Origin of the sequence: Methylococcus sp. EFPC2 (assembly GCF_016925495.1) — a bacterium.
Taxonomy (GTDB): Bacteria; Pseudomonadota; Gammaproteobacteria; order Methylococcales; family Methylococcaceae; genus EFPC2.
The window spans coordinates 3,570,475-3,595,459 of record NZ_CP070491.1 but is presented as its reverse complement, the minus strand read 5'-3'; the positions used below and the strand labels follow the sequence as shown (position 1 = coordinate 3,595,459).

Sequence of the window (24,985 nt, the reverse complement as noted above, 5' to 3'; positions counted from 1 at the left end):
AATTACAAGACGAGCCCGGGCGCGGGTACAGCCCGGGCTCGCCCTACCCTAGCCAGCTAGTCGCCGGGGCAGGGAACGTAGGTGATCACGCCGATGTTTGCGCCTTGCGGGTCCGTGACGATGGCAAAGCGGCCGACACCCGGTATGTCCATCGGCGGCACGCAGACTTGGCCGCCCAGTTCGACGACCTTGGCCGCGGTCGCATCGACGTCGTCGACCGTGACGTAGCTGCCCCAATGCGGCGGTGCGCCCTGCGCCGAAGGCGGGACCGCCATGATGCCAGCGCGCTCGCCGCCGTCGAGTTTGGCGAGGTAATAAGGGAAGCCGGCGGGGTTGACTTCGTCGAACTGCCAGCCGAACAGCGCGCCGTAAAAGCGTTTGGCGCCGTCTACGTCGGTCGTCAAAAGTTCGTTCCAACTGAACGTGCCGTGTTGCAAATGATCGGCCATGGTTCCGTCCTCCTATGGGGTTGTGTGTCGCTGAGTGCGGCGGCGTCAGTGCCGCCGAAGTGCTTGCATCAAGCAAGTGCGCTCAGCATGCCAAGATGGCTGGCAGTTTGCCAGTCAGCATTTCGCTCACCCAAGGCCATCGGACTAGGCTGGACACCCTCCGGATTCCGGACGGTGTCCGAAAGCCGGACAACGCCGCCGGACACCCGGAGCCCTCGTCTGTAGAGAAAAGGCGCCCGATAAGGAAAAAGAGCGGTTCTCCGTATGGCTTGAAATCTCGACGGCTTTGAGCTGAAATGGCCCGACTTAGCGCCCCCACCGGCCGGCAGGCCCGGCCCCCGCTGCTTCCGACACCAACAACCCCCGGAGATTCCCGTGAGCGAAAACCTCTTGCATTTGAGCGACGATGATTTTGAAAGCCAGGTACTCAAGGCCTCTGGCCCTGTCCTGGTGGACTACTGGGCCGAGTGGTGCGGGCCCTGCAAGATGATCGCGCCGGTGCTGGATGAAATCTCCAAGGAATATGCCGGTCGCTTGACCGTGGCCAAGCTGAATATCGACAACAATCCCGCGACGCCCCAGCGTTACGGCGTGCGTGGCATTCCGACCCTGATGCTGTTCAAGAACGGCGAGGTGGAAGCCACCAAGGTAGGCGCCTTGTCCAAATCGCAACTGACCGCCTTCATAGACGCCCACATCTGATAGGCAAACCCCCGGCCCGCCCGCCTATGCGGCTGGACGGGCCGGGAATGCTGTGCTAACGTTGCCATCCAGGCTAACTAGCCCTCTCTCAACAGCCCGCGCCGGTTCCGGCCATTCCTTCCGAATCCCACCTCGATCCCCCGCTTCGAGGCGCCTCCGAGCCAGGCCCAGTTTTTCATCCGTCCGCATCTCTCAGAACATCTTCATGAATCTCACCGATCTCAAACGCAAACCCGTAGCCGAACTCATAGACATCGCAGAGTCGCTTGAAATCGAGGGCTTCGCCCGCACCAAGAAACAGGACCTCATCTTCGCCATCCTGAAAAAACAGGCCAAAGGCGGAGAGGACATCTACGGAGACGGCGTGCTGGAAATCCTCTCGGACGGCTTCGGCTTCCTGCGCAGTCCAGACACCTCGTTTCTGGCCGGTCCGGACGACATCTACGTCTCCCCCAGCCAGATCCGGCGTTTCAATTTGCGCACGGGCGACACCATTTCCGGCAAAATCCGCCCCCCCAAGGAAAGCGAACGCTATTTCGCGATGCTCAAGGTGGAACAGATCAATTACGAGCCGCCGGAAAACGCCAAGCACAAGATCCTCTTCTCCAATCTCACCCCCCTCTTCCCCACCCAACGCTTCAAGCTCGAACTGGGCAACGGCACCACCGAAGATCTGACTGCCCGCGTCGTCGATCTGGTCGCCCCCATCGGTAAGGGCCAGCGCGGCCTGATCGTCTCGCCGCCCAAGGCCGGCAAGACCATGATCATGCAGAATCTGGCCCATTCCATCGCCGAGAAGAATCCCGAGTGTTATCTGATCGTGCTGCTGATCGACGAGCGCCCGGAAGAAGTCACCGAGATGCAGCGCAGCGTGCGGGGCGAAGTATTGTCGTCCACTTTCGACGAGCCACCGGCGCGGCACGTGCAGGTGGCAGAGATGGTGATCGAGAAGGCCAAGCGCCTGGTCGAGCACAAGCGTGACGTGGTGATCCTGCTCGACTCCGTCACCCGCCTGGCGCGCGCCTACAACACCGTGGTGCCGGCCTCCGGCAAGATCCTCACGGGCGGTGTCGACGCCAACGCGCTGGAACGGCCCAAGCGCTTCTTCGGCGCGGCGCGCAACATCGAGGAAGGCGGCAGCCTGACCATCATCGCCACCGCCCTGGTCGACACCGGCTCGCGCATGGACGAGGTGATCTACGAAGAGTTCAAGGGCACCGGCAACATGGAGCTCCACCTGGAGCGCAAGATCGCCGAACGGCGCATCTACCCGGCCATCAACATCAACCGCTCGGGCACCCGCCGCGAGGAATACCTGGTGCCGGCCGACGAACTGCAGAAGAGCTGGATCCTGCGCAAGATCCTCCAGCCCATGGACGAGATGGCGGCCAGCGAATTCCTGCTCGGCAAGCTCAAGGACAGCAAGACCAACGCCGAATTCTTCGACTCCATGAAACGATCGTAATGATCGTGGCGGCCCGGCATGCGCCGGGCCGCCACCCCCACGCTCCCCGCGTCGGGATATTCAGATGGAGATGCGCCCCCTGATCAGCCACTGCCGGAATTCGTCGGCGGACAAGGGGGGACAAACCAGCAGGCCTTGGAGCTGATTGCAGCCGAGCGCCTTCAAACGATCGTATTGCTCCCGTGTGTCCACGCCTTCGGCCAAGGTCGTCAGGCGCAGGCCATGGGCGAGTTCGATGATGGCGGTGACGATCGCCGCGTCTTCGGCATCGCCAAACAAGTCGCGTACAAACGAGCGGCCGATTTTCAGCTTGTCCACGGGCAGGCGCTTGAGATAGGCCAGGGACGAGTAGCCGGTACCGAAGTCGTCTATCGACAGACGTATGCCCAACTGCGTGATGTGTCGTAGCAGGCCCACCTCCTCTTTTCCGCTGTGTTCATCCATCAGGGCCGATTCGGCCACTTCGAGTTCGAGCAGAGATTCGGGGAGGCCGCTGGACTGAATCACCCCTGTCAGCATGGAAAGAAAGTCGGGATGGTGGAACTGCGCGGGGATAATGTTGACCGCCACGGGCACGGTTGCGATTCCCGCGTCCAGCCAGGCCTTGTTCTGACGGCAGGCCTCACCCAGGACCCAGGCGCCTAACGGGACCAGCTGTCTGCCTTCCTCGGCCTGCCGGATAAACGCGTCCGGCGCGATCATGCCCTGCTCCGGATGCCGCCAGCGCAACAGCGCTTCAAGACCCACGATGCGTCCGTCTTCGAAGTCGATTTGCGGTTGATAATGCAGAAGCAATTCCCCGCGCTCCAAGGCCTGGCTCAGCTCGGATTCCAGCGACAGCCGCTGGAGGGCCTGGGCGCTGATCTCCCGCGTGTAGAACTGGTAGTTGTTGCGTCCCAGCTTTTTCGCGTGATACATGGCCGCGTCGGCGTTCATGATCAGCCGCTCGCCATCGTCGCCGTCCTGCGGATAAAGGCTGATGCCTATGCTCGGACTCACGGCGACGTCCTGCTGCTGAACGTGAAAATTCTGCCGCATGGCGTCGAGGATCTTCTGGGCGACGCCGCGGGCATCGCGGGCTGCGCCCAAACGGCTCAACACGACCACGAACTCGTCGCCACCCTGGCGGGAAACCGTGTCGCCCTCACGCACGCATTTTCTCAACCGCTTCGCCACCTCGACCAATACGTCGTCGCCGGCCTGATGGCCTAAGGTGTCGTTGATGTATTTGAACCGATCCAGGTCGACGAACAGGACTGCCACCGGGCTCTTGCTGCGGCGTGCCTGAGTGACGGCCGAGTAGATGCGGTCGCGCAGCAACATCCGGTTCGGCAGCCCGGTGAGCGCATCATGGGTGGCCATGAACTCGATGTGCTCGGCCGCGGCCTTGCGCTCGGAGATGTCGGAAAACAAGCCGACGTAATTGATGACTTCATCCGCATCGTTCTTGACCGCGCTGATCGACAGCCACTCCGGATAAATCTCTCCGGTGCGCCGACGGTTCCAGATTTCGCCCTGCCAATGACCTTTTTCTCGGACGGCTTGCCAAAGTACCTGGTAGAACGACTGGTCATGCAGGCCCGAGGAAAGCATGCTCGGGTTCCGGCCGACCACCTCGTCGCGGGCGTAACCGGTGATTTCGCGAAAGGCCCGGTTCACCATGACGATGGCCTGCCCGGCATCGGTGATCATGATGCCCTCGCGACTGCTCTCGAAAACCTGAGCGGCGAGTTGCAACTGCAGCTCGGCCTCTTTCTGCCGGCTGACGTCGCGTATCAGGGAAATGAAGCCGATGTGTTCACCCTCGTGGCCGAGCACCGGGGCGCGCGATAATTGGCCGCGGAATTGGGAGCCATCCTTGCGGCGATATTCGACCTCGACACAGAACACGGGGCCGGCCGTAACCGAGAGATAAGCTTGCTGACTCGAATAAATGCGTAAACAGGGCGAGCCGGTCAGTTCGTCGACGTCGTACCCGAAGAGCCGGCTCGTGGCCGGATTGACCAGGACGATGCGGCTGTCGGGATCGGCGACGATGGCGGCATCCGGGATGGCATGAAACATGGCTTCGAATTCGGCCATGCTGCGCGCCAGCTGTCTTTGCATCGCCTCTCTCGCCGCCGCCTGCTCGTGCAGGGTATCCAGCATGCGATTGAAAGCCTCCCCCACGGCGCCCAGCTCGTCGTTCCGCCGTATACGGACGCGTTTATCGGACTGTCCCTTGCTCACCAGGGCCGCTACTTTCGAAAGTTCGGTCAGCGAGGCGGTGAGCCCGCCAGCCATGAACCAGGCGAATAGCGCGCCAATTGCGATGGCCACGGCGGCGTACACCATGCCGCGTTGCGTGATCTCGACCAGGCCCCGCGCGATCGGCGCCTGACTGACGCCCACCCGCGCCCAGGCGATCAACTTCCCATTGGCGAAAACCGGCTCGGCGATATCCAGCATGGCGGGATCGTGCAGCAGAACCTGACTGACCGGCGGAGCGGAGAGCAGACGCAGGCTGACGGGATCGTCGACGTACAAGCCGGTGAAGCGCGCCTCGCTATGGCCGATCACCCGTCCTTGCGGCGACAACAACATGGCGTAACGCAGATAGGGCACATGGGTTTGCGCGATCAGCACTTCCTGCAAGCCGGAGACATCATTGGCCAAAACCCAGGACGCGCTGTTAGTCGCCAGGGTTTGCGCCAATCCCCGTACCTGGGCCACGCTCTGCTCGACGAGAAAATTCCTCTCGTGTTCCACCAGGCCCGCCACGAACAGAGACATCGACACGGCATGAACCGTGACGATACCCAACATGAGCTGGCGGCGCACCGACAGACCGAACAGCCGCTTCAAACGCTGGAACGTGCGTCCTTTCATGGCCGCCCCAACGGCCGCACGGCCCGCTCGAAGCGGTCCAGAAACTCACGTACCGGGACGTAAGTGTCACCATCGGCCGACTCGAAACGGCTCAAGGCCATGCGTTCCAGATTAAGCCTTCCCTGCTCGGTTCCGTGCATTTCCACCAACAGCCCCTTAACCGTCGCGACGAGATCCTGAGGTATGTCGTCCCGCGCCATCAGGCTGTTGTTGGGCAAAGACTCCGTCTCCCACATGACCCGAACCGCAGCGCCCACTTCGGGGTGCTCCCGGATGTAAGCGCGCCACGGCGGAGGCCAGGTGGCTCCCGCCGCGACGTTGCCGAGATAGACATTCATGATGGACGACTCCTGCGAGCCGACATAACGCAATTCGATGTCCCGGCTGACGTCCAGGCCGTGGGTATGCAGAAAAAATTGCGGCAGGAGGGTGGCCGCCAGTGCGGTGGGGGCGGGAAAACTGACCGCCTTGCCTTTCAAATCGGCCACGGCTTTCACCGGGCTGTCCTTACGCAGCAGTATGATGCCGCGAAAATTCTCGTCGTCAGCCATCTTGCCGAACACGCGGTAGCCGTGACTCAGGGCGAGAACGGTCTGATAGGGGTTGGGCAGGGCGAAATCGAATTCGCGTCCGTACAGCTTTTCCTCGAACGCGGCGTAGTTGCGCGAGGCCTCGAGTCGAAAATGCGAGCCCGGAATACGCTCGGCGAGGTAGTCCATGATGGGGCCGAACATCTCGTACAGACGTTCGGGGTTGTGCAAGGGGTGCACGCCAAATACATATTCCCGCTCGCCGCCGGGCGGCGCTTTCGTGTAATGGGGCAGGTATTCCTGATCTTGTCGACCCGCCTGACAGGCGCCTAGCCCCAGCAAGATCAGGAGCCAAAAGAGTATGCGGCTCATGGCGGACAGTATAGCGGCCGCCCCCGCTTTCCTCCCCGCGCCCTTACCTAGCGGCGCAACAACAGGGTACCGATGCCCTGGTCGGTGAACAGCTCGAGCAACACGGCATGGTCGACCCGCCCGTCTATGATGTGCACGCTGTTGACCCCGCCCTTGAGCGCATCCGTGGCGCAGCGGGTCTTGGGTATCATGCCGCCTGAAATCGTTCCGTCCGCGATCAGGTCGTCCACGTCGGTGAGCGACAAGCCGGTCAGCAGTTCTCCCTGCTTGTCCAGTATCCCCAAGGTGTTGGTCAACAGGATCAGCTTCTCCGCCTTCAGCACCTCCGCCAGCTTGCCGGCGACCAGATCGGCGTTGATGTTGTAGGAACGACCGTCCTCGCCCACACCGATGGGCGCCACCACCGGAATGAAATCGCCGTGCACCAGCATGTCGACCACGGCCGGTTCTATGCTTTCCACCTCGCCCACGTGGCCCAGGTCTATGATCTCGGGCTGGTCGGTTTCCGGCGAGCGCTGCGTGACGGTGATCTTGCGCGCCCGCACCAGGTCGCCGTCCTTGCCGGTCAAACCTACAGCTTTTCCACCGTGCTGGTTGATAAGGTTGACGATCTCCTTGTTGACCAGGCCGCCCAGCACCATCTCCACCACGTCCATGGTCTCGGCGTCGGTCACCCGCATGCCCTGGACGAATTCGCTGGTCTTGCCCAGGCGTTGCAACAACTGGCCGATCTGCGGGCCGCCGCCGTGTACGACGACGGGATTGATGCCCACCAGCTTGAGCAGGACGATGTCACGGGCGAAGCTGCTTTTCAGGCGTTCGTCGGTCATGGCGTTGCCGCCGTACTTGACCACCAGGGTCTTGCCCTTGAAGCGGCGGATATAGGGCAGGGCTTCGGTGAGGACATGGGCGATCTCGCCGGCGGAACGGTTTTCTATGGAGGCTTGGATTTTCACAGGCGTATTGAAATCGTCGGTGTGTGGGTAGGATGGGCACAGCCGCTAGCCGTGCCCATCGAAAATGCGTTAGAACGGCAGGGCGATATCCGGTTTCACCCGTTTCATCAACTCGCCGAACTGTCCCTGGATGCGCGCCAGGGCTTGCGGCGATTCCGCCTCGAAGCGCACGACCAGGGAGGGCGTGGTGTTGGAGGCGCGCACCAGGCCCCAGCCGTTCATGAAGTCCACGCGCAGGCCGTCGATGTCGGTGACACGCGCCTCAGGGAACTCGGCCAGTTCCTTCAGACGCTCGACGAAGCGGAAATTTTCGCCTTCCTGCAGACCGATAGTCAGCTCCGGCGTGTTGACCGCGTCGGGCAGTTCGGCGAACACCTCGGCGCTGTTGCGCGGGTCGCCCGAGAGTATCTCGATCAGGCGGGCGGCCGCATAGATGCCGTCGTCGAAGCCGTACCAGCGTTCCTTGAAGAAGATGTGGCCGCTCATCTCGCCGGCCAGCATGGCGCCGGTTTCCTTCATCTTGGCCTTGATCAGCGAATGGCCGGTCTTCCACATCAAGGGGCGCCCGCCGGACTTGACGATCTGGGTCGCCAGGTGACGGCTGCACTTGACGTCGAAGATGATGTCGGCGCCCGGCTGGCGGCACAACACGTCGGCGGCATACACCATCATCTGCCGGTCGGGCCAGATGATCTTGCCGCTGGAGTCGACCACGCCGAGCCGGTCGCCGTCGCCGTCGAATGCCAGGCCGAGATCCGCTTTTTCACGCCGCACGGTATCGATCAGGGCCTGCAAATTCTCCGGCTTGCTCGGATCGGGATGATGGTGGGGGAAGTGGCCGTCGACCTCGCAATACAGCTCGACCAGCTCGCACTCCAGCGCCCTCAGCAAGGCCGGTGCGACCTTGGCGGCCACGCCGTTGCCGCAGTCGATCACGACCTTCAGCGGCCGGCCGATCTGCATGTCCTGGACCACCGTTTCGGTATAGTCCGCGATCAGATCCCGGTTCTCCACCTTGCCGGCACCCGACACGAAATCGCCTGTCTCCGCGCGCCGGCGCAACTTCTGGATGTCGTCCCCGGACAGCGTCTGCCCCGCGATCACGATTTTCAGGCCGTTGTAATCGGCCGGATTGTGACTTCCGGTAAGCATCACGCCGGACTTGCTGTTGAGCACCTCGGTGGCGAAATAGAGCAAAGGCGTAGGAACCAAGCCGATATCGATGACGGTGCGGCCGGTGGATTTGAGCCCTTCGATCAGCGCCTTGGCGAGATCCGGACTGGACAGGCGGCCGTCGCGTGCGACGGCCACCCGCTGCTCGCCGCGGAAATGGGCCTCGCTGCCGATAGCCCTGCCCAGGGCCAGCACGATGTCGGGGGTGAGGGTCTGGCCCACCACGCCGCGGATGTCATAGGCGCGGAAGATGGAAGCAGGAAGCTTGGCCGGTGCCGCTTCCTCCACGTCTATCCGTCCTTGCTGCCGCGACCCCGGACTGAGGAAGGCATTGTCGGCACTTTCGGCGCGGCTGACAGGAGCCGGCTTCTTTTTATTCGCGGCGGCCGGCGCCTCGACCCCCATCCTTTTCAGTTCGGCGATACGTCGAACGAAGGCGTGATGATCGGCGATCGTCAAGGGGTAATTACCCAGGGTCTTGCCGCTCATCAGGTCGGAGACCAGCTTGACCTGAGCCTCCACGTCCGCGGCAAACGCGCGCTCCAACCGCCGGAGTGCGAATCCGGCCAGGGCCGCCAGGGCCGCGCCGGCCAGCAAAAGCGGCAGGATAAGCCATGCCAAACCCCACGCCGCACTTTCGGAAGACCAATAAACGATTTTCCAGGGCGAGCCGGAAACGGGCAGCTCGCCGGCCGGTTCCGTCGATTTCAACTCGGAATCGCCCTGGTAGGCCAGGGGTAGCGTATCCTGCCTTAGTTCCAGCGCGCCGGCGGCGGATTTTCCGGCCAGGGCCTGTTGCAACAGATTGGGCGACAGGCTGGCGAGTATCGCCCCGCCGCCCGCCGCGAGCTTGCGCGCCAGGGCGATATGGGCGTGCGGCGTGTTGGCGCCGTGCAGCGCCGCCTGGGGACTGGCCTGATATGCCAGGCGCACCATTTCCAGGTCGGCGAAACTCATGGCCGGTGTCTGGCTTTCGTCGGGCGTGAGATTCGCATCCGGCAACAGGCGAACGAGCAGCGCGCCGGGAATCACCGCTGCCAGCCGCGCCTGCTCGGCCTGAATGGCGGTCGCATCGCCGGACGCGAGCACGTTTGTCAGCCTCGGCTCGCGCGCCAGGCCGTCGAGCGTGCGGCCCAGATAATCTGCCAGCTGGCCGAGAGCCTGCGCGGCACTCTCGGCCGCCAGCCGCGCATCGTCCTTTTGGCGTTGCTCCAGCGCCGTATGGGCGATCCAGTATTGTGCCGCCCCCGATGCCGCCAACAACCCCAGCGCGGCCAACACCAGGACAGCCATCAATTTCCTAAGGCTCATTGCAAATCCGCTCGTCCGAATTCATGGTAAATGACTGCTCCTTGAGCACACGTGTCGCGTAGGGCCGATCCGGGATGACGTTACGAGTCGCCACACGGTAACACAAGCCGATGATCGAGGATAAACCACGCGGCTAACGCCGCCCGGAATGCCCGAAACCGCCTTCAGCGCGCTGGCTCTCGCTGAATTCCTCGACCTGCTCGAATGCCACCTGCGCCACCGGCACGAAAACCATCTGGGCGATGCGCTCGCCGACGTGGATCTCGTAAGGCTCGCTGCCGCGGTTCCAGCATGAAACGAAGACCTGGCCCTGGTAGTCCGAATCGATCAGCCCGACCAGATTGCCCAGCACGATGCCGTGCTTGTGTCCCAGCCCCGAGCGCGGCAGCAGCACCGCCGCCAGATGCGGATCGTCGATGTGGATCGCCAGGCCGGTGGGGATGAGCTGGGTTTCGCCCGGCGCCAGGGTCAGGGTGTCGTCCAGGCAGGCGCGCAAGTCCAGGCCGGCCGAGCCGGGGGTCGCGTAGTGCGGAAGCGGAATCTCCCCGCCTAATCGCTTATCGAGGATTTTCAGTTGTATCTTGCGCATGGAATCGTTCGGCTATGAGTTCTATCAGTTGGATGGCGATGCGGCTTTTATCGGCCAGCGGCAGTTCCCGTTCGCCGTCCGGCCAGAAGACGTGCAACGAGTTTTCGTCGCGGTCGAAGCCGCCTTGCGGGCGCCCGACCCAGTTGGCGGCGATCATGTCCAGGTTCTTGGCGGCCAGCTTGCCGCGGGCGTAGTCCTCCAGCCTGTCGGTCTCCGCGGCGAAGCCCACGGTGAACGGCCTGGGGCTGAGCCCGGCCACGGCGGCGAGGATGTCTTCGGTGCGCGTCAGTTCCAGGTTCAGGCTGGCGGCCGTCTTCTTGATCTTGGCCTGGGCGACCTCGGCGGGCCGGTAATCGGCCACCGCCGCCGCGCCGATGTAAATGTCGGACTCATGCACTCGCGATAACACGGCTACGTGCATCTCGGCGGCGGTTTCCACGGCCACGAATTCGACGCCGGGCGGAGGCATCAGGGCGACCGGCCCTGAAATTAGTGTGACACGGGCACCGGCGTCCGCCGCGGCGCGCGCCAAGGCATAGCCCATCTTGCCGGAACTGCGGTTGCTCAAATAACGGACGGCATCCAGCGGCTCGCGGGTCGGGCCCGCGGTGATCAGCACGCTCAGGCCGGCCAGCGAGCCATCGCCGAACGAGCCCTCGAGCGCCTCGCACAATTCGACCGGCTCCAGCATGCGGCCCGGCCCGGTTTCACCGCAGGCCTGTTCGCCTTCCTCCGGCCCCAGCAAACGGATGCCGCGCTCGCGCAAAACACGTACATTGTCCTGGGTCGCCGGGTTGGCCCACATCGCGCGGTTCATCGCGGGCGCGAGGATCAGCGGCGCCTCGCTCGCCAGACACAGGGCAGACAGCAGGTCGCCGGCCAGGCCGGCCCGCAGCCGGGCGATGAAATCCGCGGTTGCCGGGGCAATTAAGACGAGCTCGGCCCAGCGTGCCAATGCGATGTGGCCCATGGCCGATTCCTCGACCGGGTCCAGCAGATGGGTCGCCACCGGATTGCCGGACAGCGCCTGGAAGGTCAGCGGCGCGACGAAGGCCTGCGCCGCTTCGGTCATCACCACCCGCATCTCGGCGCCGCGCGACTTGAGCTGGCGGGTCAGTTCGGCGGCCTTGTAGGCGGCGATGCCACCGGTGACGCCCAGCAGAATGTGCTTTCCGTTCAGCGCCGACATGCTCAGACCCGATGCGCCCATAGGTCGTGTTCGTCGGCTTCCTCGATCTCGACCTCGACGAACTCGCCGACTTCCAGATCGGTCGCGCCATCGATGAAGACCTGGCCGTCGATGTCCGGTGCATCGGCATAGCTGCGGGCCACCGCGCCTTCCTCGACCACTTCGTCGACCAGCACATGCTCGCGCCAGCCCACCCGTGCCTGCAAGCGCTCGGCGCTGATGCCCTGCTGGCGTTCCATGAAGCGGGCCAGCCGTTCCTGTTTGATCTCTTCCGGCACGGCGCCGGGCAGTTCGTTGGCGACGGCGCCCTGGACCGGCGAATAGGCGAAGCAGCCGACGCGGTCGAGCTGGGCCTCGTCGAGGAAATCCAGCAATTCCTCGAACTCGGCTTCGGTCTCGCCGGGGAAGCCGACGATGAAGGTGGAGCGCAGGATCAGTTCCGGGCACTCGCGGCGCCAGGCCTGGATACGCTCCAGGGTGTTCTCGGCACTGGCCGGCCGCTTCATCAGCTTGAGGATGCGGCTCGACGAATGCTGAAAGGGAATGTCCAGGTAGGGCAGCACCTTGCCCTCGGTCATCAGCGGGATGACCTCGTCGACATGCGGATAGGGGTAGACGTAATGCAGCCGCACCCACACGTCCAGTTCGCCCAGCGCGCGGGCGAGATCATAGAAGCGGGTCTTGAGCGGCCGACCACCCCAGAAGCTGGTCCCGTATTTCAGATCGACCCCGTAGGCGCTGGTGTCCTGCGAGACGACCAGCAATTCCTTCACCCCGGCGTTCACCAGCCGTTCGGCCTCGGTCATCACTTCGCCGATCGGCCGGCTGACCAGGTCGCCCCGCAGCGAGGGAATGATGCAAAAGGTGCAGCGGTGGTTGCAGCCCTCGGAAATCTTCAGATAGGCGTAATGCTGGGGCGTGAGCTTGATGCCTTGCGGCGGCGTGAGATCGACGAAAGGATCGTGACGCGGCGGCAGATGCTCGTGCACCGCGCCGACCACTTCCTCATAGGCATGGGCGCCTGTGATCTTGAGCACCTGGGGATGACGGCTGCGGATCTCGGCTTCCCTTGCGCCCAGGCAGCCGGTGACGATGACCTTGCCGTTCTCGGCCAGGGCCTCGCCGATCGCATCCAGCGATTCTTCCACCGCCGCGTCGATGAAGCCGCAGGTGTTGACGACCACCAGATCGGCGTCGCGGTAAGTGGGCACCAGGTCGTAGCCCTCGGAACGGAGTTGGGTGAGGATGCGTTCGCTGTCGACCAAAGCCTTCGGACAGCCCAGGCTGATGAAGCCGATGCGGGGTGTTGCCATGTAGAAATTGTAAAGATTTAAGAAAAGGCCGGCTATGTTACTCGAAACCCAGGGCGGGTTCATGCCGTTACGGGAAGGCGAGCAGTTGTCACGGCCATTCCGGCGGCGCAACATTCAGCAACCGGACTCTAGCCCGGAAAACGGCTCTCCCCAGCCGTGCTAGAGGTTCGCTGCCGCAACAGGAGGTCGGAATGTATAGGCTAGGGATGATGGTTTGCGTCGTGTTGCTGACCGCCTGCGCGCGCGGTCCGGAAATCCGTCGGACCGAATCGTTGTTTCGCGACCCGCTTTTCGCGCCGCCCACCGAGTCGATCGAGGCCGAGGACGTCTTCGCGCTCAGCGATGACATGAAGCGCTTTCTCGACACCGAGGTTGCCGAACAACTGCGCACCAAGGGCCGGCAACTCGGGCTATACGAAGCGCTTTACGACCGCCGGCAACTCAAGCTCGATTACGATGCCACCTACACCCGCAACGCCGCCGAAGCCTTCGCGGCGCGCAGCGGCAATTGCCTGTCGCTGGTCATCATGACCGGGGCGTTCGCAAGGGCAATCGGGTTACCGGTCCAGTATCAGAAGGTACTCGGCGAAGTTTTCTGGAGCCGAAGCGACGATCTGTATTTCGCGGATTGGCATGTCAACATCGCCCTGGCCGAGGGCAAGCTGATGACCATAGACTTCGTTCCGCCGGAGGAAATACTCAGCCAGCGCCGCCAGGCGCTCAGGGAGGAAACGGTGGTGGCCATGTTCATGAACAACCGGGCGACCGAGGCCATCACCGACGGACGGATCGACGATGCCTATTGGTGGGCGCGGGCGGCTATCGGCCAGGATGCGAAGTTTCTCACCGCCTATAACACGTTGGGCGTGATATATCGGCGCCACGGGCATCCCGAGATCGCCGAGCGGGTGTTCGCCTATGCGCTCGAACAGGAACCCGACAATATCCAGCCCATGACGAATCTGGCCATCACCCTGGCCGAACTGGGCCGTCACGAAGAAGCCCGCGCGCTCCAGCAAAAAATCGAACAACTGCGGCCCTATCCGCCGTTTCATTTTTTCGACCTGGGGATGGCGGCCATGGAAAAAAAGGATTTCCATACTGCCAAAGACCTGTTCGGCAAGGAGATAGCGCGCGACCCTTATTACCACGAATTCCATTTCTGGCTCGCCGCCGCCTATGCCGGCCTGGGCAACACCGACGATGCGCGCAAGCACCTGAACCTCGCGATAGAAAACAGTCCGACGCCGTCGGAGCGCAAGGCCTATCTGGCCCAACTCGCACGCCTGGACGACTCGGCGGGCCGGCAGTAGAGATGCGGGGCTGTTGAGGGTATACGGCCTCGTGATGGGTCAGCGCGGTAGGCCAATGGGAAAAGGGGAGCGAATCTCAAGCGGCCGACAAAAACGTGGGGGATGGAGATACGGTCGCGCCGCAACGGAAGTGACAACGTTAATTCCGTGGACGGTTATGCCGGCGCATGAAGCGCTGATTCCTATGCCTCGCTCCATTCCGCCAACTTGTACAGCAAGGAGTCCATCCTGATGTCGCGTTATCTGCTCCGGCCAGTCGGCATGCTTACCGCTCTGGTTTTCATCGGCATGGCGATCCAAGCGGCGCCTCTTAAGCCCAGCATTCCGGCCATACAGTTCACCTTCGACCAGGCCGGTTTCGATTCCGTACTCGCGCAATGGGGACCTGACGGAATGGCGCGCTTCAGGATGCATTTCGCCTTCGACTTCCCCTTTCTTGCATGCTACGGGCTGTTCGGCTATCTGCTGTCGCGCCGTACATCCCTATTCCTGCGATTCCATGCCTTTGCGAGTTCCCTGCTCGCTTGGATCATGCCTGCCGCTGCGGCCATGGATGCCGCTGAAAACACGCTCCATCTCTACTTTATTTCCGGCGCCACCCCTATCCTGCCAGACCTCTACTTGATCGCGGGCGTGATCGCGACCATCAAGTGGCTGCTGCTCGCGGGTTTCATAAGCTCCGCCGCCTATGCCGGCGCGCCTGGCGCTTACGCAGCCAGATGATGACGCCGGTGACGGACAGCATGACGATAGCGACGCCCAGCAGGCAGACCAGGATGCGATAAGACAGTCCGAACACATTCGCCTTGTGCAGGGCGAACAGCCAGGCGGTCACCGTATTGCCCGCGTACTGGCCGCTGGGCAGGCTGAGCAGTCGCCGTTCGCCGGTATCGGCGTCGAAAAACAGCCGGGTTTCACCGTAGCGATCCTGGAAATCGAGGCTGCTGTGCACGTGGTAGATGTAGACGCCGTGGGCACGGTCGATCCGGAAGGAAACGGGGCTCTCGACACTGAAACCCTGTGCCGCGCCCGCGCGGGCCATGAGCTCCCTGCCGACGCTTTCCGCTACGCGCCAGTTGAGGGCGGCTTGCTCCAGGGGTTTTTCTCGCAGGGGCAGGTCCGTCCAGGGATTGCGGTAATCAAAAGCAAGGCGGGTAACGGTCGTGTACACCGCACCGAGGTTCATGTACACGCTAGACCAGGCGAAAATCAGCAGCAGCACCCAAAGCCACAGGCCGCCCGCGCGGTGTAGATCGAAATTGATGCGATGGGGGGACACCTCACATCCATGTCCATTTCAGCCAGCCTCAGAAGTCGACCCGGACCGATCCGAGGAAGGTGCGCGGGGCACCCGGCAGGATGTGACTGCCGCTGTTGGTGTTGAGGAAATAGTTCTTGTCGATGAGATTGTCGACATTGAGCTGTAGCAAGACCTTGGATGGCCCCACGTTGATCCCGTAGCTGGCCATGAGGTTAACCGTGGTGTAACCCGGAAGTTCGAAGCTGTTCTCCGGATTACCTTCCCTCTGCCCCACGGCACGTAGGCCCGCCCCGAATTTGAGTCCCCTCAGCTCGCCGTACTGAAACTCGTAGGTACTCCACAGGCTGCCTGCATTGCGCGGCGCCAAAAACAGGCGGTTGCCCTCCTTGGCGCCCGCTCCGTCGTCGGTGATCTTGGCGAAAGGCAGGTAGGAATAAGAGCCGATCAAACGCCAGCCAGGCAGGATCTCGCCGGCCAAGTCGAACTCCAAGCCACGGCTTTCCGCCTCGCCGATGGCCCGCGAGCGCACGGGGTTGGCCGGATCCGCAACGGTAAGATGCTGTTTGATCAGATCGAAATAAGCCAGTGTGCCGGTCAGGCGCCCGCCCCAAAGCTCGGTCTTGATTCCGGTTTCCCATTGCTGGGCCGTCTGTGGCGGCAAGCCTTGGCCGTCGGCGTCGATACCGTTGGAAGCACCGAAATTCTCCGTGTAGCTGCCGTACAGCGAGAGTTCAGGGATGGGGCGCCAGACCAGTCCCCCGCGTGGACTCACCCGCGTGTCGCCGTTGGTCCTGGTATTGGATAAGTTGTCGTGGATATCCGCACTGTCGTAGCGGAAACCGCCCAGCGCAAAAACGTGATACGGCAGTTCAATCTGATCCTGAAAATAGACGCCATGCCAGGATGTCGTGAGGTTTACCGGATAGGTGGTCGGACCGAATTGCGGCGCCTGCGTCAGGTAGACCGGATTGAAAACATTGAAATCCGGGCCGTCGATGTCATGCCCGTCCACACGGTCGTCCATCCGATAGTAGTCGCCGCCGATCAACAAGGTGTGTTTCAGATCCCAGGTAGAGAATTTGCCGGTCAAGTTCAGGCTGGTGTAGTAGCGGTCCGACTTGGACGGATACGAATAGAACGGTCTCACAAAGGTACCGTCCGGACTCAGCTCGCTGCCGACGTAGGAACCCGCCAAGACGGGTTGATCGATGAGGTCCATGCCGAAACGCTGGCTCAGGGTCCATTGCTCATTGAATGCATGCGACCAGTGGAAACCGAGGTAATTGCGGTCGATCACGTTGCGATTGAGCACCGCGTCCTGAATGCTGCGTTCCCGCGGAACCGGCGCGGGACGGTTGCCTAAAGGAGGAACGCCGTTATCGAGCCTCTCGTCCACGTGCTGGAACTCATACTCCAGCGTCGCCTTCGTCCGCGGGCTTATGTTCCAGGTCAGCACCGGAGCGAAGAAGATCCGCTCGTTGCCGTCGTGAAAATCGCGGAACGAACCGGCGTTTTCGTAGGCCAGGTTGAAGCGGTACAACAGCGTATCGTCCTTGGTCACGGGGCCGGTGGCATCGACCGTGGTGCGATAAAAATCGAACGAACCGAACTGCTGCTGTAGCGAGTAGAACGGTATGGTCAAAGGCTGCTTGGTGACCAGGTTGATGATGCCGCCGGGTTCGGCGCGGCCGAACAGCAGGGAGCCAGGCCCCTTGAGCACCTCGACCCGCTCTACGTTGGCGGTCTCGCGTTTGGTGGTGGGACCGCTCTGAAGGTCGGGGATCTGTACCCCGTCGCGATAAATCGTCTGGGTGAAGAATCCGCGGATGACATAGGCGTCCTGCCCGCCGCCATTGGCGTTCGATGGCGTCACCCCGCTCACGTTTTGCAGGGCCTTCTCGACTCTGACCGCTTGTTGATCGTCCAACACCTGTTTCGGGACCACCTGTACGGAAAACGGCGTCTCCATGATAGGCGTATCGGTCTTGGTGGCGGTGGATGCGTTTGGACGGTTGTAGTCGGGATTGTAGGGATCGGTATCGTCGTACTCTGCCTTGCCGGTCACGGTGACCTTGCCCAACACCGCGCTTTCCGGCGGAACGACCGCGGCCTTGCCCCGATCCAGGGTGATCGTGCCGTCGGCCGTGCTCTTGGCGACGACGCCGGTGCCGGCCAACAGCTTTTGCAGGGCTAGGTGCGGCAGATAGCGCCCTTGTACCGCATTGCCGCGCAGCTTGTCGGTCAATTGCGAGCTGAAAAACACCTTGATGCCGCTCGTTTCCGAAAATTGCAGCAAGGCATCGGCCAGGGGTTGGGCCGGAATGTCGAAGCTGATTTCGGATTCGGCGATGCACCAAGGGCTTGCGCTCAGGGTGGCGACGACGGTTAGACAGTACGGATTGAATAGGGAAAAACGCTGGCTCATTTCGCCTCCTGACGTTGAATACGACGATGGGCGGACGGCGAAGGGCGTGATTCCGTCGTCGCATCCGCGGGTGTTCGTATGCAAAGACGACGGTGACGACGGGTTTTATAACCGGCGGGCGAAAATATTTTCGCGCGTGCGGACTGGGCGCAGCGGTGATCCAGCGCCGACGATACGGCTCGCGACGGTTTAATTCCTGCGCAGGATCACCAGCTTGTCGGTCAGGCGCAGTTCGGCGACCGACAAGGATTTCACGATGACGGCCAATGAGGCTTCCGTATCGGCGGTTTCGAACACGCCGGTCACCCAATGTTCGGCCAGTTCGGTGCCGGCGATGAAGATTTTTCCCGGACGATAGCGGTTCAAGTCCGCGACCACCGCGCGCAAGGGCTGGTCCTTGAAGACCAGGCGCCCCTCGTGCCAGGCGGAAGCCCGCTTGAGATCGGCTTTTTCCGGCAAGCCGATGTTTGCGCCGGCGGACACGATGCGCCGGCCCGCTTCCAGGCGCTCCACCGACGTGCCGTCGGCGAATGCCACGCTGACGGCGTGTTCGTAGACCGTGACCGCCATTTCGTCGGGCAATTGCCTGACGTCGAATGCGGTGCCCAGGGCGGTTACCCGCCCGCCGGAGCTGGCCACCGTAAAGGGCCGGTCCGCATCGGCGGCGACTTTGAAGTACGCCTCGCCGCGATACAAATGGACGAGGCGTCGCCGGCCGGAAAAATCGACCGACAGCGCCGAGCCGGTGTTGAGTATGACCTGAGAGCCGTCGGCCAGTCGCAAACTGCGCTGCTCGCCGGTGGCGGTGCGGTAGTCGGCGAAATAGCCCGCCTCGAATACCCACTGCAGGCACAATGCCAGCACCAGACTAGCGGCCAGCGCCAGCGGCCAGGTGGCCCGGCCCGGCGTCTGCCGACCGGCGCGCACTGGGTTTCCGGTATTGGCTGCAAATCCTAGCCGGCGTTCGACCGTGTCGATTTGCGCTGGATGCAGGTCGGCGATCTGGTGCAGGAAGCGTTGCGCTTGTCGCCAGGCCTCACGATTCTCCTGGCTGGCCGCCAGCCAAGCCTGCAGCAGGCGTTCTTGTTGCGCGTCGTAAAACGGCGATTCGCGCAGGGCGGACCAGTATTCGGCTTGTTCCTCTGGGCTACCTTGCGGAAGCGGCGGGATGGTTGGGTTCATTTCTTAGAAGCAGCCACGGTCATTTGGCCGGATTATAAGGCTAGAGCCGGACGAGGCTGCGGGTGCGCCCGGACGCCGCCCGAGACGATAGCCGGGTCAAGCGATTTCGCCGATTTTCTGCCGGCAATGCCGCATGGCCTGGGTGAGATACCTGAATATCATGGCTTGCGAGATGCCCAGCCTTTGCTCGACCTCCGCATAGCTGCAATACCGGAGTTTCAACAGCACGAACACCTCCCGGCATTTGGGCGGCAACTCGTCCAGCGCGGCTATCAATTGTTCCACTTGTTGCTGCGACATCGCGGCTCGCTCGGCCGATAGCGATGACCGATCGCCGGCTTCCTCGTCTTCCTCGGAGATGGGATCGATTTCCCGGACCGCGCGGCGGCCTTGGCTGCGCAGATAGTCCGTCGCGAGATTGGCGGCAATCCGGAACATGAAAGCCCGCGGGTTATCCACCCGGCTTTTGGCGCCGTAGCCGGCGTAGCGGATGAAGGTTTCCTGAAATATGTCCTGGGCGGCCTCGGTGCAACGGATCCGCTGCGACAGAAAGTGCAACAATTCCCGACGATGCTTGTGCATCAAATCGGCGATGTCGACGGCGGTCAATTCGAGCATGGGGACGTTAACGCGTGGGCAGCCAGCTGTCGGGACTGCCCAGCAACTGCTTGCCGGTGACCCGCGCGGTGTAGGGATCGACGGCGACCTGCCAGCCTTGGGTGACACCCTGCTCGGCGGCCAGCATATAGTTCAGCCGGAAGGCCGCCTTGTCGTTGCGCGGGTAGGTGACGAAGGTCGGCTTGGCCTGCGCCGGCATGGCGGCCCGACCGGCCTCGAAGATTTCCGCCAGCGGCCGATAGACCGCTCCTTCCGCGTGGGCCACCCTCAGCAGCTTCGGATTCAGCCATTCGTCGATCTCGGCGTGGACCACCAGGATGCTGCCGGTCAGCGCGAAAACCGCCAGGAAGAATCCAAGCATCAAACCCAGCCACAAATGCACGTCCAGCCACAACCGACGCCGCGCTTTCAGAGTGCTCAAGCGCGCATCCCGAATTTCGGCCGGAGCACCGCCCAACGAAAGCGTATCTTCGTTCAGTCCCTTCATTTCCCTGCCTCTCAAAAACCTTCCCTTGGTAAGACGTACGAGTGACAGAAATCCCTCAGCCCGGACGAAACAAAATTAGGCGCTGCATCAGGAATGCAGCACGACCAGCCAGGGACCGATACGAGTCGCGTGTATCGCCAGCGCTTTCCGGATAGCCTCGAGCGCGTCGCCGACGTTGTCTGTGGGGAACACCCCGCTCATCCGCAGGGTCTTGGTCTGCTGCCCGCTGACCAGGATACGGTGGGTGCTGTAACGGTTGATCTCCTCCACCACCTCCGCCAAGGTTTGGTCGCGAAAGATCAGCTTGCCCCGCTGCCAGGCGCCGAGCTGCCCGACATTGACCGCCTCCGGAACGCCCAAAGCGCCGCGACCAAGGTAATGCAAACCCTGCGCTTCGTTGATCCGCACCGCCGTGCTTTCGCCTTCGCCGCTTAGCCGCACGCTCACTGCGTGCTCGGTGACCGCCACATCAACCGCCTCGTCGTGGCGATGGACTTCGAACACCGTACCCAATGCCCGCGCAGTGACGGGTCCGGCCACCACTTCGAAGGGCCGGCCGACATCCTGAGCCACACGAAACGAGGCCTGTCCCCGCCGGAGCACGACGCGCCGGGAGCGGTCCGACCATTCCAGCGCAATCGCGCTGTCGGTGTTGAGCAGCACCCGGCTGCCGTCTGCCAGAACCACTTCCCGCTGCTCGCCGACCGCGGTGGCGTAGTCGCTGAACAGGCGGTCGTCGAGCTGCGGCCATCCCAGCCATACCGCGAGCACCAGCGATGCAGCCAGGGCGAGCCACGATGGCCGGCCGACTGAGCGGCGACTTCCGATCGGCCGCCCCAGTTGGGTCGGCCATGCCGATTTACCCGCGCTCTGGCCAATCTTGAGTGCTGCCGTCACCTCGCCCAGCAAGCCTTGAGCCTCCTCGAAGGCGTCGCGGTGGGCCGCACTTTCCGCCAGCCACGTCTCGAACGCCAGCCTCTCCTCCGCTGTCACCGAACCGGAGCGCAGCAGCACCAGCCAGTCGATGGCCTGATCCGCAAGGTGTTCGTCGGACATGGCAGTCGTGAAATTCATAGCATTGGGGCGGTGAAAGATAATCCAGAATCGGGGGAGGAGAGAAACGTCTCGACGCTATTCATCCCGCTGCACCCGGCAATGCTTGAGGGCATCGGCGATGCGCTTGGCCACCATACGCTCGGAAACTCCGAGCAACTCTCCGATCTGGGCATAGGTCAGATTGTCCACCGCGCTGAGATACAGCGCGGTGCGCGACTCCTCCGGCAATTCTTCCAAGGCGCGATTCACCCGTTCCAGTGTCTGCCGGCCGATCGCCGCGCGCTCCGGCCCAGGCTGCTGGCAAGACGCGGCGACCACGAAATCGTTGTCATCCATGTTCTCCACGACGAAGCGGTCGCGGGTCTTGAGGCGGCGGACATGATCCACCGACAGGTTGGCCGCGATGTGAAACGCCAAAGCACGGAGATTGACCGCGGTAACGTGGCGTTGCTCCTCGTGCAAGCGCAGGTAGGTCTCCTGCGCCAGATCGGCGGCGGTTTCGGGGCAACCCAGCCGGCGCAGCAAAAATCGGATCAATTCCTCTCGGGTTTCGAGAAAGAACTGCGTCAGGGCTTCGGCGTGCAGGCCAGTCATGGTCGTCGGAACGGGCAATCGTATGAAGTGGCGGGAAACATACAAGAACCGCGCCGACAAGCTCCCCCGCTGCGCTCATACCGGGCAACGCTGCGTAGACGAAGACCTCACATCTGGACCGCTCGCTGGCAAGCCGGCGCCTATAGGGTCGCCGGCCGATCTCAGGATATCGGGTGAAATATCCCGATCATGTCATTTCGCGCACAACGATAGGCCATATCCCGCAGGGAAAAATTCTTTCGCCCGCTCGGTTCATGTTTGCCCGGCCCATGCGTTTTCTAGGGATGAGTTCATCAATAACCCTCATCCGAGTATTCGACATGCCAGACGCCCCCTGCACCCAGCCTTGCCGCAAACGTCTATGCCGTGCCATCGCCGCCCTGCTGATGGCAAGCGCACCGGCCGTCCATGCCGCGGCCCCGGGCGATACCGCAAGAACCTACAACATCCCGGCGGAGTCGCTGAACGACGCCCTCACCGACTTCGCCGACGAGGCCAACATCAAGCTGGTCTTCAATGCGGAACTGGTCAAGGGGCTCAAAGCGCCGGCGCTGACGGGCAGGCACACGTCCGCACAAGGCTTGGCCAAGCTGTTGGAAGGCAGCGGCCTCACGCACCGTTTCGTCGGTCCCGACACCGCCATCGTCGAGGTGGCGCCTAAAAACATGACGGGAAGCGACGCGAGAAAGATCAACGCGCCGGCACTGTCCAAGGTGACGGTCACCAGTAAGGCAAGCTACGAGTCAGACGCCCCCTATAACCCCGATTACAACCGGAAGAATGCCTCGACGGCCACCAAGACCGATACACCGATCATGGAGACGCCGATGTCGATCGAGGTCGTGCCCAGGGCGGTAATGGACGATCAGCAGATCGTCTTATTCGACGATGCGGTTGTGCGAAATGTCAGTGGTGTGCAGCGCAATTTCGACTTCGGCGACTTGTACCAGGGATTTATCGTTCGCGGTTTTAGTTTAGGCGCCAATATCTATCGTGACGGACTCAGACAAAACACCGGATTTTTCGAACCTTCCGGAATGGAGCGGGTTGAGGTTCTAAAGGGGGCCGCGGCCATGCTCTATGGCCGTACCCAACCGGGCGGTCTGGTCAACTATGTCACCAAGAAACCGCTTGAAGAATCATACTATTCAGTTCAGCAACAATTTGGTTCTTACGATTTGTATCGCACCACAGTCGATGCAACCGGCCCTATAACCGATGACAAATCATTCCTGTACCGTTTAAACCTTGCCTATTCGAGCAATAACTCGTTCCGCGATTACAATGAGAACGAGCGGATTTATGTCGCACCTTCATTAACCTGGAGGCTTTCGGATAAAACCGACATGACGGTGCAGTTTGAACACCAGCATGATGATTATGTAATGGATTTTGGCATTCCCGCCATTGGCGACCGGCCGGCTCCAGTGCCCAAAAGATTTTATGTCGGCGATGCCTCTGTTAAAAACAACTCCATGGACAGTAATCAAATTGCCACCGTCATTTCACATCGCTTCAATGACCACTGGAAAATAGAGCACAAGTTTAATTGGCATCAATGGACGCACGATTTTCACTCTGTTTTTCCAGCGGGAAACATAAACGAGGACAACCAAACGATCGATCGCGCCTTGATGACGGGTCCTACGGACAGGGAAAGCTTTGCTACCAATATTGATATTTTAGGCGAATTCGAAACCTATGGCACACAACACAAATTGTTGATAGGAGGCGATTACTTTAACCTGAAAACAGATACGCATGACAACCGTTGGACTTATGGCGCTATACCTACGCTGGATATTTTTAATCCCAATAATCACTTGGTGGATATCAATGCCATCAACGCCCTACCGTATGATTTCTGGTGGAAGGAAAAAGATGAATGGTATGGCGTTTACGCCCAGGACCAAATCACCTTGTGGGATAAATTACATTTCTTGATCGGTGCGCGTTACGACATTCTGACCTACGGCACCGGCTGCTGCTCCAAGCCTATTAGTATCGATGACAGAGAAGACAACCGACTGAATCCCCGCTTTGGCATTGTTTACCAACCCTGGGACTGGCTGTCGTTGTTCGGCAATTATGTGGAATCCATCGGCACTAACAACGGCCTAACCCCCACTAAAACGGCTAATAAACCTGAACTCGGCACTCAATACGAGGCGGGATTTAAAACTGAGTTCTTTCATGGCCGGTTGTCGTCCAATGTCGCTTACTACCATTTAACCAAGGAAAACGTGCTGACTGGCGTGCCGGGCCTGCCCTATAGAATCCCTGCAGGGGAGGCAAGAAGCCAAGGACTAGAGGTCGACCTGACCGGCGAACTAACCGAGTATTTGAGCCTAATAGGAACCTATGCCTATACCGATGCGATATTCACTAAAGACAATGGATTTGCGCCTTGGGGACTGACATCCAAGCAAGGAAATCGTTTACCGAATGTCCCCGAACACTCGGGCAGTTTATGGTTGACTTTTCATCCGGACGAGCAGTTTAAAATTGGCGCCGGTATGTTCGCGCAAGGTCAGCGCGCCGGTGACAATAACAATACCTATGCTTTGCCCGGCTTTGTCCGCCTGGATGCCATGGTGTCTTACAACTGGAAGATTGGCGGTTCGAAGTTGACGACTCAGTTCAACGTTAACAATCTCTTGGACAAGGATTACTTCCGAGGATCGCGAGTGTCGGACAGGACCGGAGCGTTGCCGGGCGAGCCGATCTCGTTTGTCGGTTCGGTGCGTTTGGAGTATTAAACCCTTAACGGCCCCACCTTCTGTGCCAGGTGGGGTGCCCCGCAGGCGCTCGATCACCGGCGCTGGGAGAATGTCCGCTCCCGGACCGACCAGAGGGCGATGATAATCCCGCCGTCGTGACCGTGACTCCCAGGCCCGCCGAGCAAGAGGAGAACCACAACGAAGCCCCCCGCGGCCGCGGGCCTTCGAATCCTCATACAAGCGTCCAGGGAGCCGTCGACGAAGTCCGCTCGCCCGGCGGCCTCTCATCGCTCGGTTCACCGTCAATTTGTTATGTCGTTGATTTTGGTGAGCGACGTGTCCGGCTTGCGGACGTAGCATGCAAAAGTGCTCCTATGTCCGATCGGCACCACCGATCGGGCTTGAAGTGATG

20 protein-coding genes are annotated in these 24,985 nt (G+C 61.5%); 5 read left to right on the top strand and 15 right to left on the bottom strand.

The features are described 5' to 3' along the window. Positions 1-56: 56 nt before the first annotated feature. Positions 57-449, bottom strand: coding sequence for a VOC family protein (locus JWZ97_RS15345; RefSeq protein ID WP_205430991.1), 393 nt, complete (start codon positions 447-449; stop codon positions 57-59). A gap of 375 nt (positions 450-824) precedes the next feature. On the opposite strand from JWZ97_RS15345, the gene trxA reads away from it, so the two are divergent. Beyond that, positions 825-1,151, top strand: coding sequence for a thioredoxin TrxA (gene trxA, locus JWZ97_RS15340; protein WP_205430990.1), 327 nt, complete (start codon positions 825-827; stop codon positions 1,149-1,151). Positions 1,152-1,356: 205 nt separating this feature from the next. Further along, complete coding sequence (gene rho / locus JWZ97_RS15335; RefSeq protein ID WP_205430989.1) at positions 1,357-2,616, top strand: transcription termination factor Rho; 1,260 nt, start codon at positions 1,357-1,359, stop codon at positions 2,614-2,616. Between the two features lie 60 nt (positions 2,617-2,676). Here the strand turns inward: rho and JWZ97_RS15330 are convergent, their stop codons facing one another. The 7 genes from JWZ97_RS15330 to rimO all read right to left on the bottom strand — a co-directional run bounded on the left by JWZ97_RS15330 (position 2,677) and on the right by rimO (position 12,917). Then, positions 2,677-5,484 carry an EAL domain-containing protein gene (locus JWZ97_RS15330; protein ID WP_205430987.1) on the bottom strand — a complete coding sequence of 936 codons (2,808 nt, stop codon included), beginning with the start codon at positions 5,482-5,484 and terminating at the stop codon, positions 2,677-2,679. Next, positions 5,481-6,386 carry a phosphate/phosphite/phosphonate ABC transporter substrate-binding protein gene (locus tag JWZ97_RS15325; protein WP_205430985.1) on the bottom strand — a complete coding sequence of 302 codons (906 nt, stop codon included), beginning with the start codon at positions 6,384-6,386 and terminating at the stop codon, positions 5,481-5,483. The genes JWZ97_RS15330 and JWZ97_RS15325 overlap by 4 nt, the downstream gene beginning before the upstream one ends. Positions 6,387-6,433: 47 nt before the next feature. Then, entirely contained in the window at positions 6,434-7,342 is a 909-nt protein-coding gene (argB, locus tag JWZ97_RS15320) for an acetylglutamate kinase (RefSeq protein WP_240342370.1), read from the bottom strand. 69 nt (positions 7,343-7,411) lie between these two features. Continuing rightward, on the bottom strand, positions 7,412-9,826 hold the full coding sequence (locus JWZ97_RS20260; protein ID WP_305799064.1) for a phosphomannomutase/phosphoglucomutase: 2,415 nt from the start codon (positions 9,824-9,826) through the stop codon (positions 7,412-7,414). 133 nt (positions 9,827-9,959) lie between these two features. Next, positions 9,960-10,415 carry a dUTP diphosphatase gene (dut, locus tag JWZ97_RS15310; RefSeq protein ID WP_205430983.1) on the bottom strand — a complete coding sequence of 152 codons (456 nt, stop codon included), beginning with the start codon at positions 10,413-10,415 and terminating at the stop codon, positions 9,960-9,962. Further along, on the bottom strand, positions 10,384-11,625 hold the full coding sequence (coaBC, locus tag JWZ97_RS15305; protein WP_205430981.1) for a bifunctional phosphopantothenoylcysteine decarboxylase/phosphopantothenate--cysteine ligase CoaBC: 1,242 nt from the start codon (positions 11,623-11,625) through the stop codon (positions 10,384-10,386). The genes dut and coaBC overlap by 32 nt, the downstream gene beginning before the upstream one ends. Beyond that, on the bottom strand, positions 11,607-12,917 hold the full coding sequence (gene rimO / locus JWZ97_RS15300) for a 30S ribosomal protein S12 methylthiotransferase RimO (protein WP_205430979.1): 1,311 nt from the start codon (positions 12,915-12,917) through the stop codon (positions 11,607-11,609). Before rimO ends, coaBC begins: the two co-directional genes overlap by 19 nt. A 191-nt stretch (positions 12,918-13,108) precedes the next feature. Here rimO and JWZ97_RS15295 point away from each other — a divergent pair, with 191 nt between their 5' ends. Both JWZ97_RS15295 and JWZ97_RS15290 read left to right on the top strand, forming a co-directional pair. Further along, positions 13,109-14,230: a tetratricopeptide repeat protein gene (locus JWZ97_RS15295; RefSeq protein WP_205430977.1), complete on the top strand. Its 1,122-nt coding sequence runs from the start codon at positions 13,109-13,111 to the stop codon at positions 14,228-14,230. A 231-nt stretch (positions 14,231-14,461) separates the two neighbouring features. Continuing rightward, positions 14,462-14,953 (top strand): hypothetical protein, encoded by a 492-nt coding sequence (locus JWZ97_RS15290; protein WP_205430975.1) that lies wholly within the window; start codon positions 14,462-14,464, stop codon positions 14,951-14,953. Here the strand turns inward: JWZ97_RS15290 and JWZ97_RS15285 are convergent. From JWZ97_RS15285 to JWZ97_RS15255, 7 genes are all read right to left on the bottom strand, one after another. Then, positions 14,901-15,509, bottom strand: a complete 609-nt coding sequence (locus tag JWZ97_RS15285; RefSeq protein ID WP_205430973.1) for a PepSY-associated TM helix domain-containing protein — start codon at positions 15,507-15,509, stop codon at positions 14,901-14,903. The two genes, JWZ97_RS15290 and JWZ97_RS15285, sit on opposite strands and share 53 nt — an antisense overlap. Before the next feature lie 28 nt (positions 15,510-15,537). Beyond that, on the bottom strand, positions 15,538-17,916 hold the full coding sequence (locus tag JWZ97_RS15280) for a TonB-dependent receptor (RefSeq protein WP_205430972.1): 2,379 nt from the start codon (positions 17,914-17,916) through the stop codon (positions 15,538-15,540). Between the two features lie 189 nt (positions 17,917-18,105). After that, on the bottom strand, positions 18,106-19,098 hold the full coding sequence (locus JWZ97_RS15275; RefSeq protein WP_205430971.1) for a FecR family protein: 993 nt from the start codon (positions 19,096-19,098) through the stop codon (positions 18,106-18,108). 96 nt (positions 19,099-19,194) lie between these two features. Beyond that, positions 19,195-19,716: a sigma-70 family RNA polymerase sigma factor gene (locus JWZ97_RS15270; RefSeq protein WP_205430970.1), complete on the bottom strand. Its 522-nt coding sequence runs from the start codon at positions 19,714-19,716 to the stop codon at positions 19,195-19,197. A 7-nt stretch (positions 19,717-19,723) separates the two neighbouring features. Then, the gene (locus JWZ97_RS15265) at positions 19,724-20,203 is read right to left on the bottom strand and encodes a PepSY-associated TM helix domain-containing protein (RefSeq protein WP_205430966.1); all 480 of its coding nucleotides are present in this window, start codon (positions 20,201-20,203) and stop codon (positions 19,724-19,726) included. Between the two features lie 87 nt (positions 20,204-20,290). After that, the gene (locus JWZ97_RS15260) at positions 20,291-21,277 is read right to left on the bottom strand and encodes a FecR family protein (protein WP_205430965.1); all 987 of its coding nucleotides are present in this window, start codon (positions 21,275-21,277) and stop codon (positions 20,291-20,293) included. 57 nt (positions 21,278-21,334) lie between these two features. After that, positions 21,335-21,853 (bottom strand): RNA polymerase sigma factor, encoded by a 519-nt coding sequence (locus JWZ97_RS15255; RefSeq protein WP_205430963.1) that lies wholly within the window; start codon positions 21,851-21,853, stop codon positions 21,335-21,337. Positions 21,854-22,026: 173 nt separating this feature from the next. Here JWZ97_RS15255 and JWZ97_RS15250 point away from each other — a divergent pair, with 173 nt between their 5' ends. Next, on the top strand, positions 22,027-24,612 hold the full coding sequence (locus JWZ97_RS15250; protein WP_205430961.1) for a TonB-dependent receptor: 2,586 nt from the start codon (positions 22,027-22,029) through the stop codon (positions 24,610-24,612). Positions 24,613-24,985: the final 373 nt, after the last annotated feature.

What these genes read in the sequence shown, in the direction of transcription:
- JWZ97_RS15330 (WP_205430987.1), bottom strand. Translation starts at nt 5,484, where the DNA reads ATGAAAGGACGCACGTTCCAGCGTTTGAAGCGGCTGTTCGGTCTGTCG.
- dut (WP_205430983.1), bottom strand. Translation starts at nt 10,415, where the DNA reads ATGCGCAAGATACAACTGAAAATCCTCGATAAGCGATTAGGCGGGGAG.
- JWZ97_RS15280 (WP_205430972.1), bottom strand. Translation starts at nt 17,916, where the DNA reads ATGAGCCAGCGTTTTTCCCTATTCAATCCGTACTGTCTAACCGTCGTC.
- JWZ97_RS15270 (WP_205430970.1), bottom strand. Translation starts at nt 19,716, where the DNA reads ATGCTCGAATTGACCGCCGTCGACATCGCCGATTTGATGCACAAGCAT.
- JWZ97_RS15275 (WP_205430971.1), bottom strand. Translation starts at nt 19,098, where the DNA reads ATGAACCCAACCATCCCGCCGCTTCCGCAAGGTAGCCCAGAGGAACAA.
- JWZ97_RS15265 (WP_205430966.1), bottom strand. Translation starts at nt 20,203, where the DNA reads ATGAAGGGACTGAACGAAGATACGCTTTCGTTGGGCGGTGCTCCGGCC.
- JWZ97_RS15325 (WP_205430985.1), bottom strand. Translation starts at nt 6,386, where the DNA reads ATGAGCCGCATACTCTTTTGGCTCCTGATCTTGCTGGGGCTAGGCGCC.
- JWZ97_RS15345 (WP_205430991.1), bottom strand. Translation starts at nt 449, where the DNA reads ATGGCCGATCATTTGCAACACGGCACGTTCAGTTGGAACGAACTTTTG.
- JWZ97_RS15290 (WP_205430975.1), top strand. Translation starts at nt 14,462, where the DNA reads ATGTCGCGTTATCTGCTCCGGCCAGTCGGCATGCTTACCGCTCTGGTT.
- JWZ97_RS20260 (WP_305799064.1), bottom strand. Translation starts at nt 9,826, where the DNA reads ATGAGCCTTAGGAAATTGATGGCTGTCCTGGTGTTGGCCGCGCTGGGG.
- JWZ97_RS15255 (WP_205430963.1), bottom strand. Translation starts at nt 21,853, where the DNA reads ATGACTGGCCTGCACGCCGAAGCCCTGACGCAGTTCTTTCTCGAAACC.
- rimO (WP_205430979.1), bottom strand. Translation starts at nt 12,917, where the DNA reads ATGGCAACACCCCGCATCGGCTTCATCAGCCTGGGCTGTCCGAAGGCT.
- coaBC (WP_205430981.1), bottom strand. Translation starts at nt 11,625, where the DNA reads ATGGGCGCATCGGGTCTGAGCATGTCGGCGCTGAACGGAAAGCACATT.
- rho (WP_205430989.1), top strand. Translation starts at nt 1,357, where the DNA reads ATGAATCTCACCGATCTCAAACGCAAACCCGTAGCCGAACTCATAGAC.
- JWZ97_RS15260 (WP_205430965.1), bottom strand. Translation starts at nt 21,277, where the DNA reads ATGAATTTCACGACTGCCATGTCCGACGAACACCTTGCGGATCAGGCC.
- JWZ97_RS15295 (WP_205430977.1), top strand. Translation starts at nt 13,109, where the DNA reads ATGTATAGGCTAGGGATGATGGTTTGCGTCGTGTTGCTGACCGCCTGC.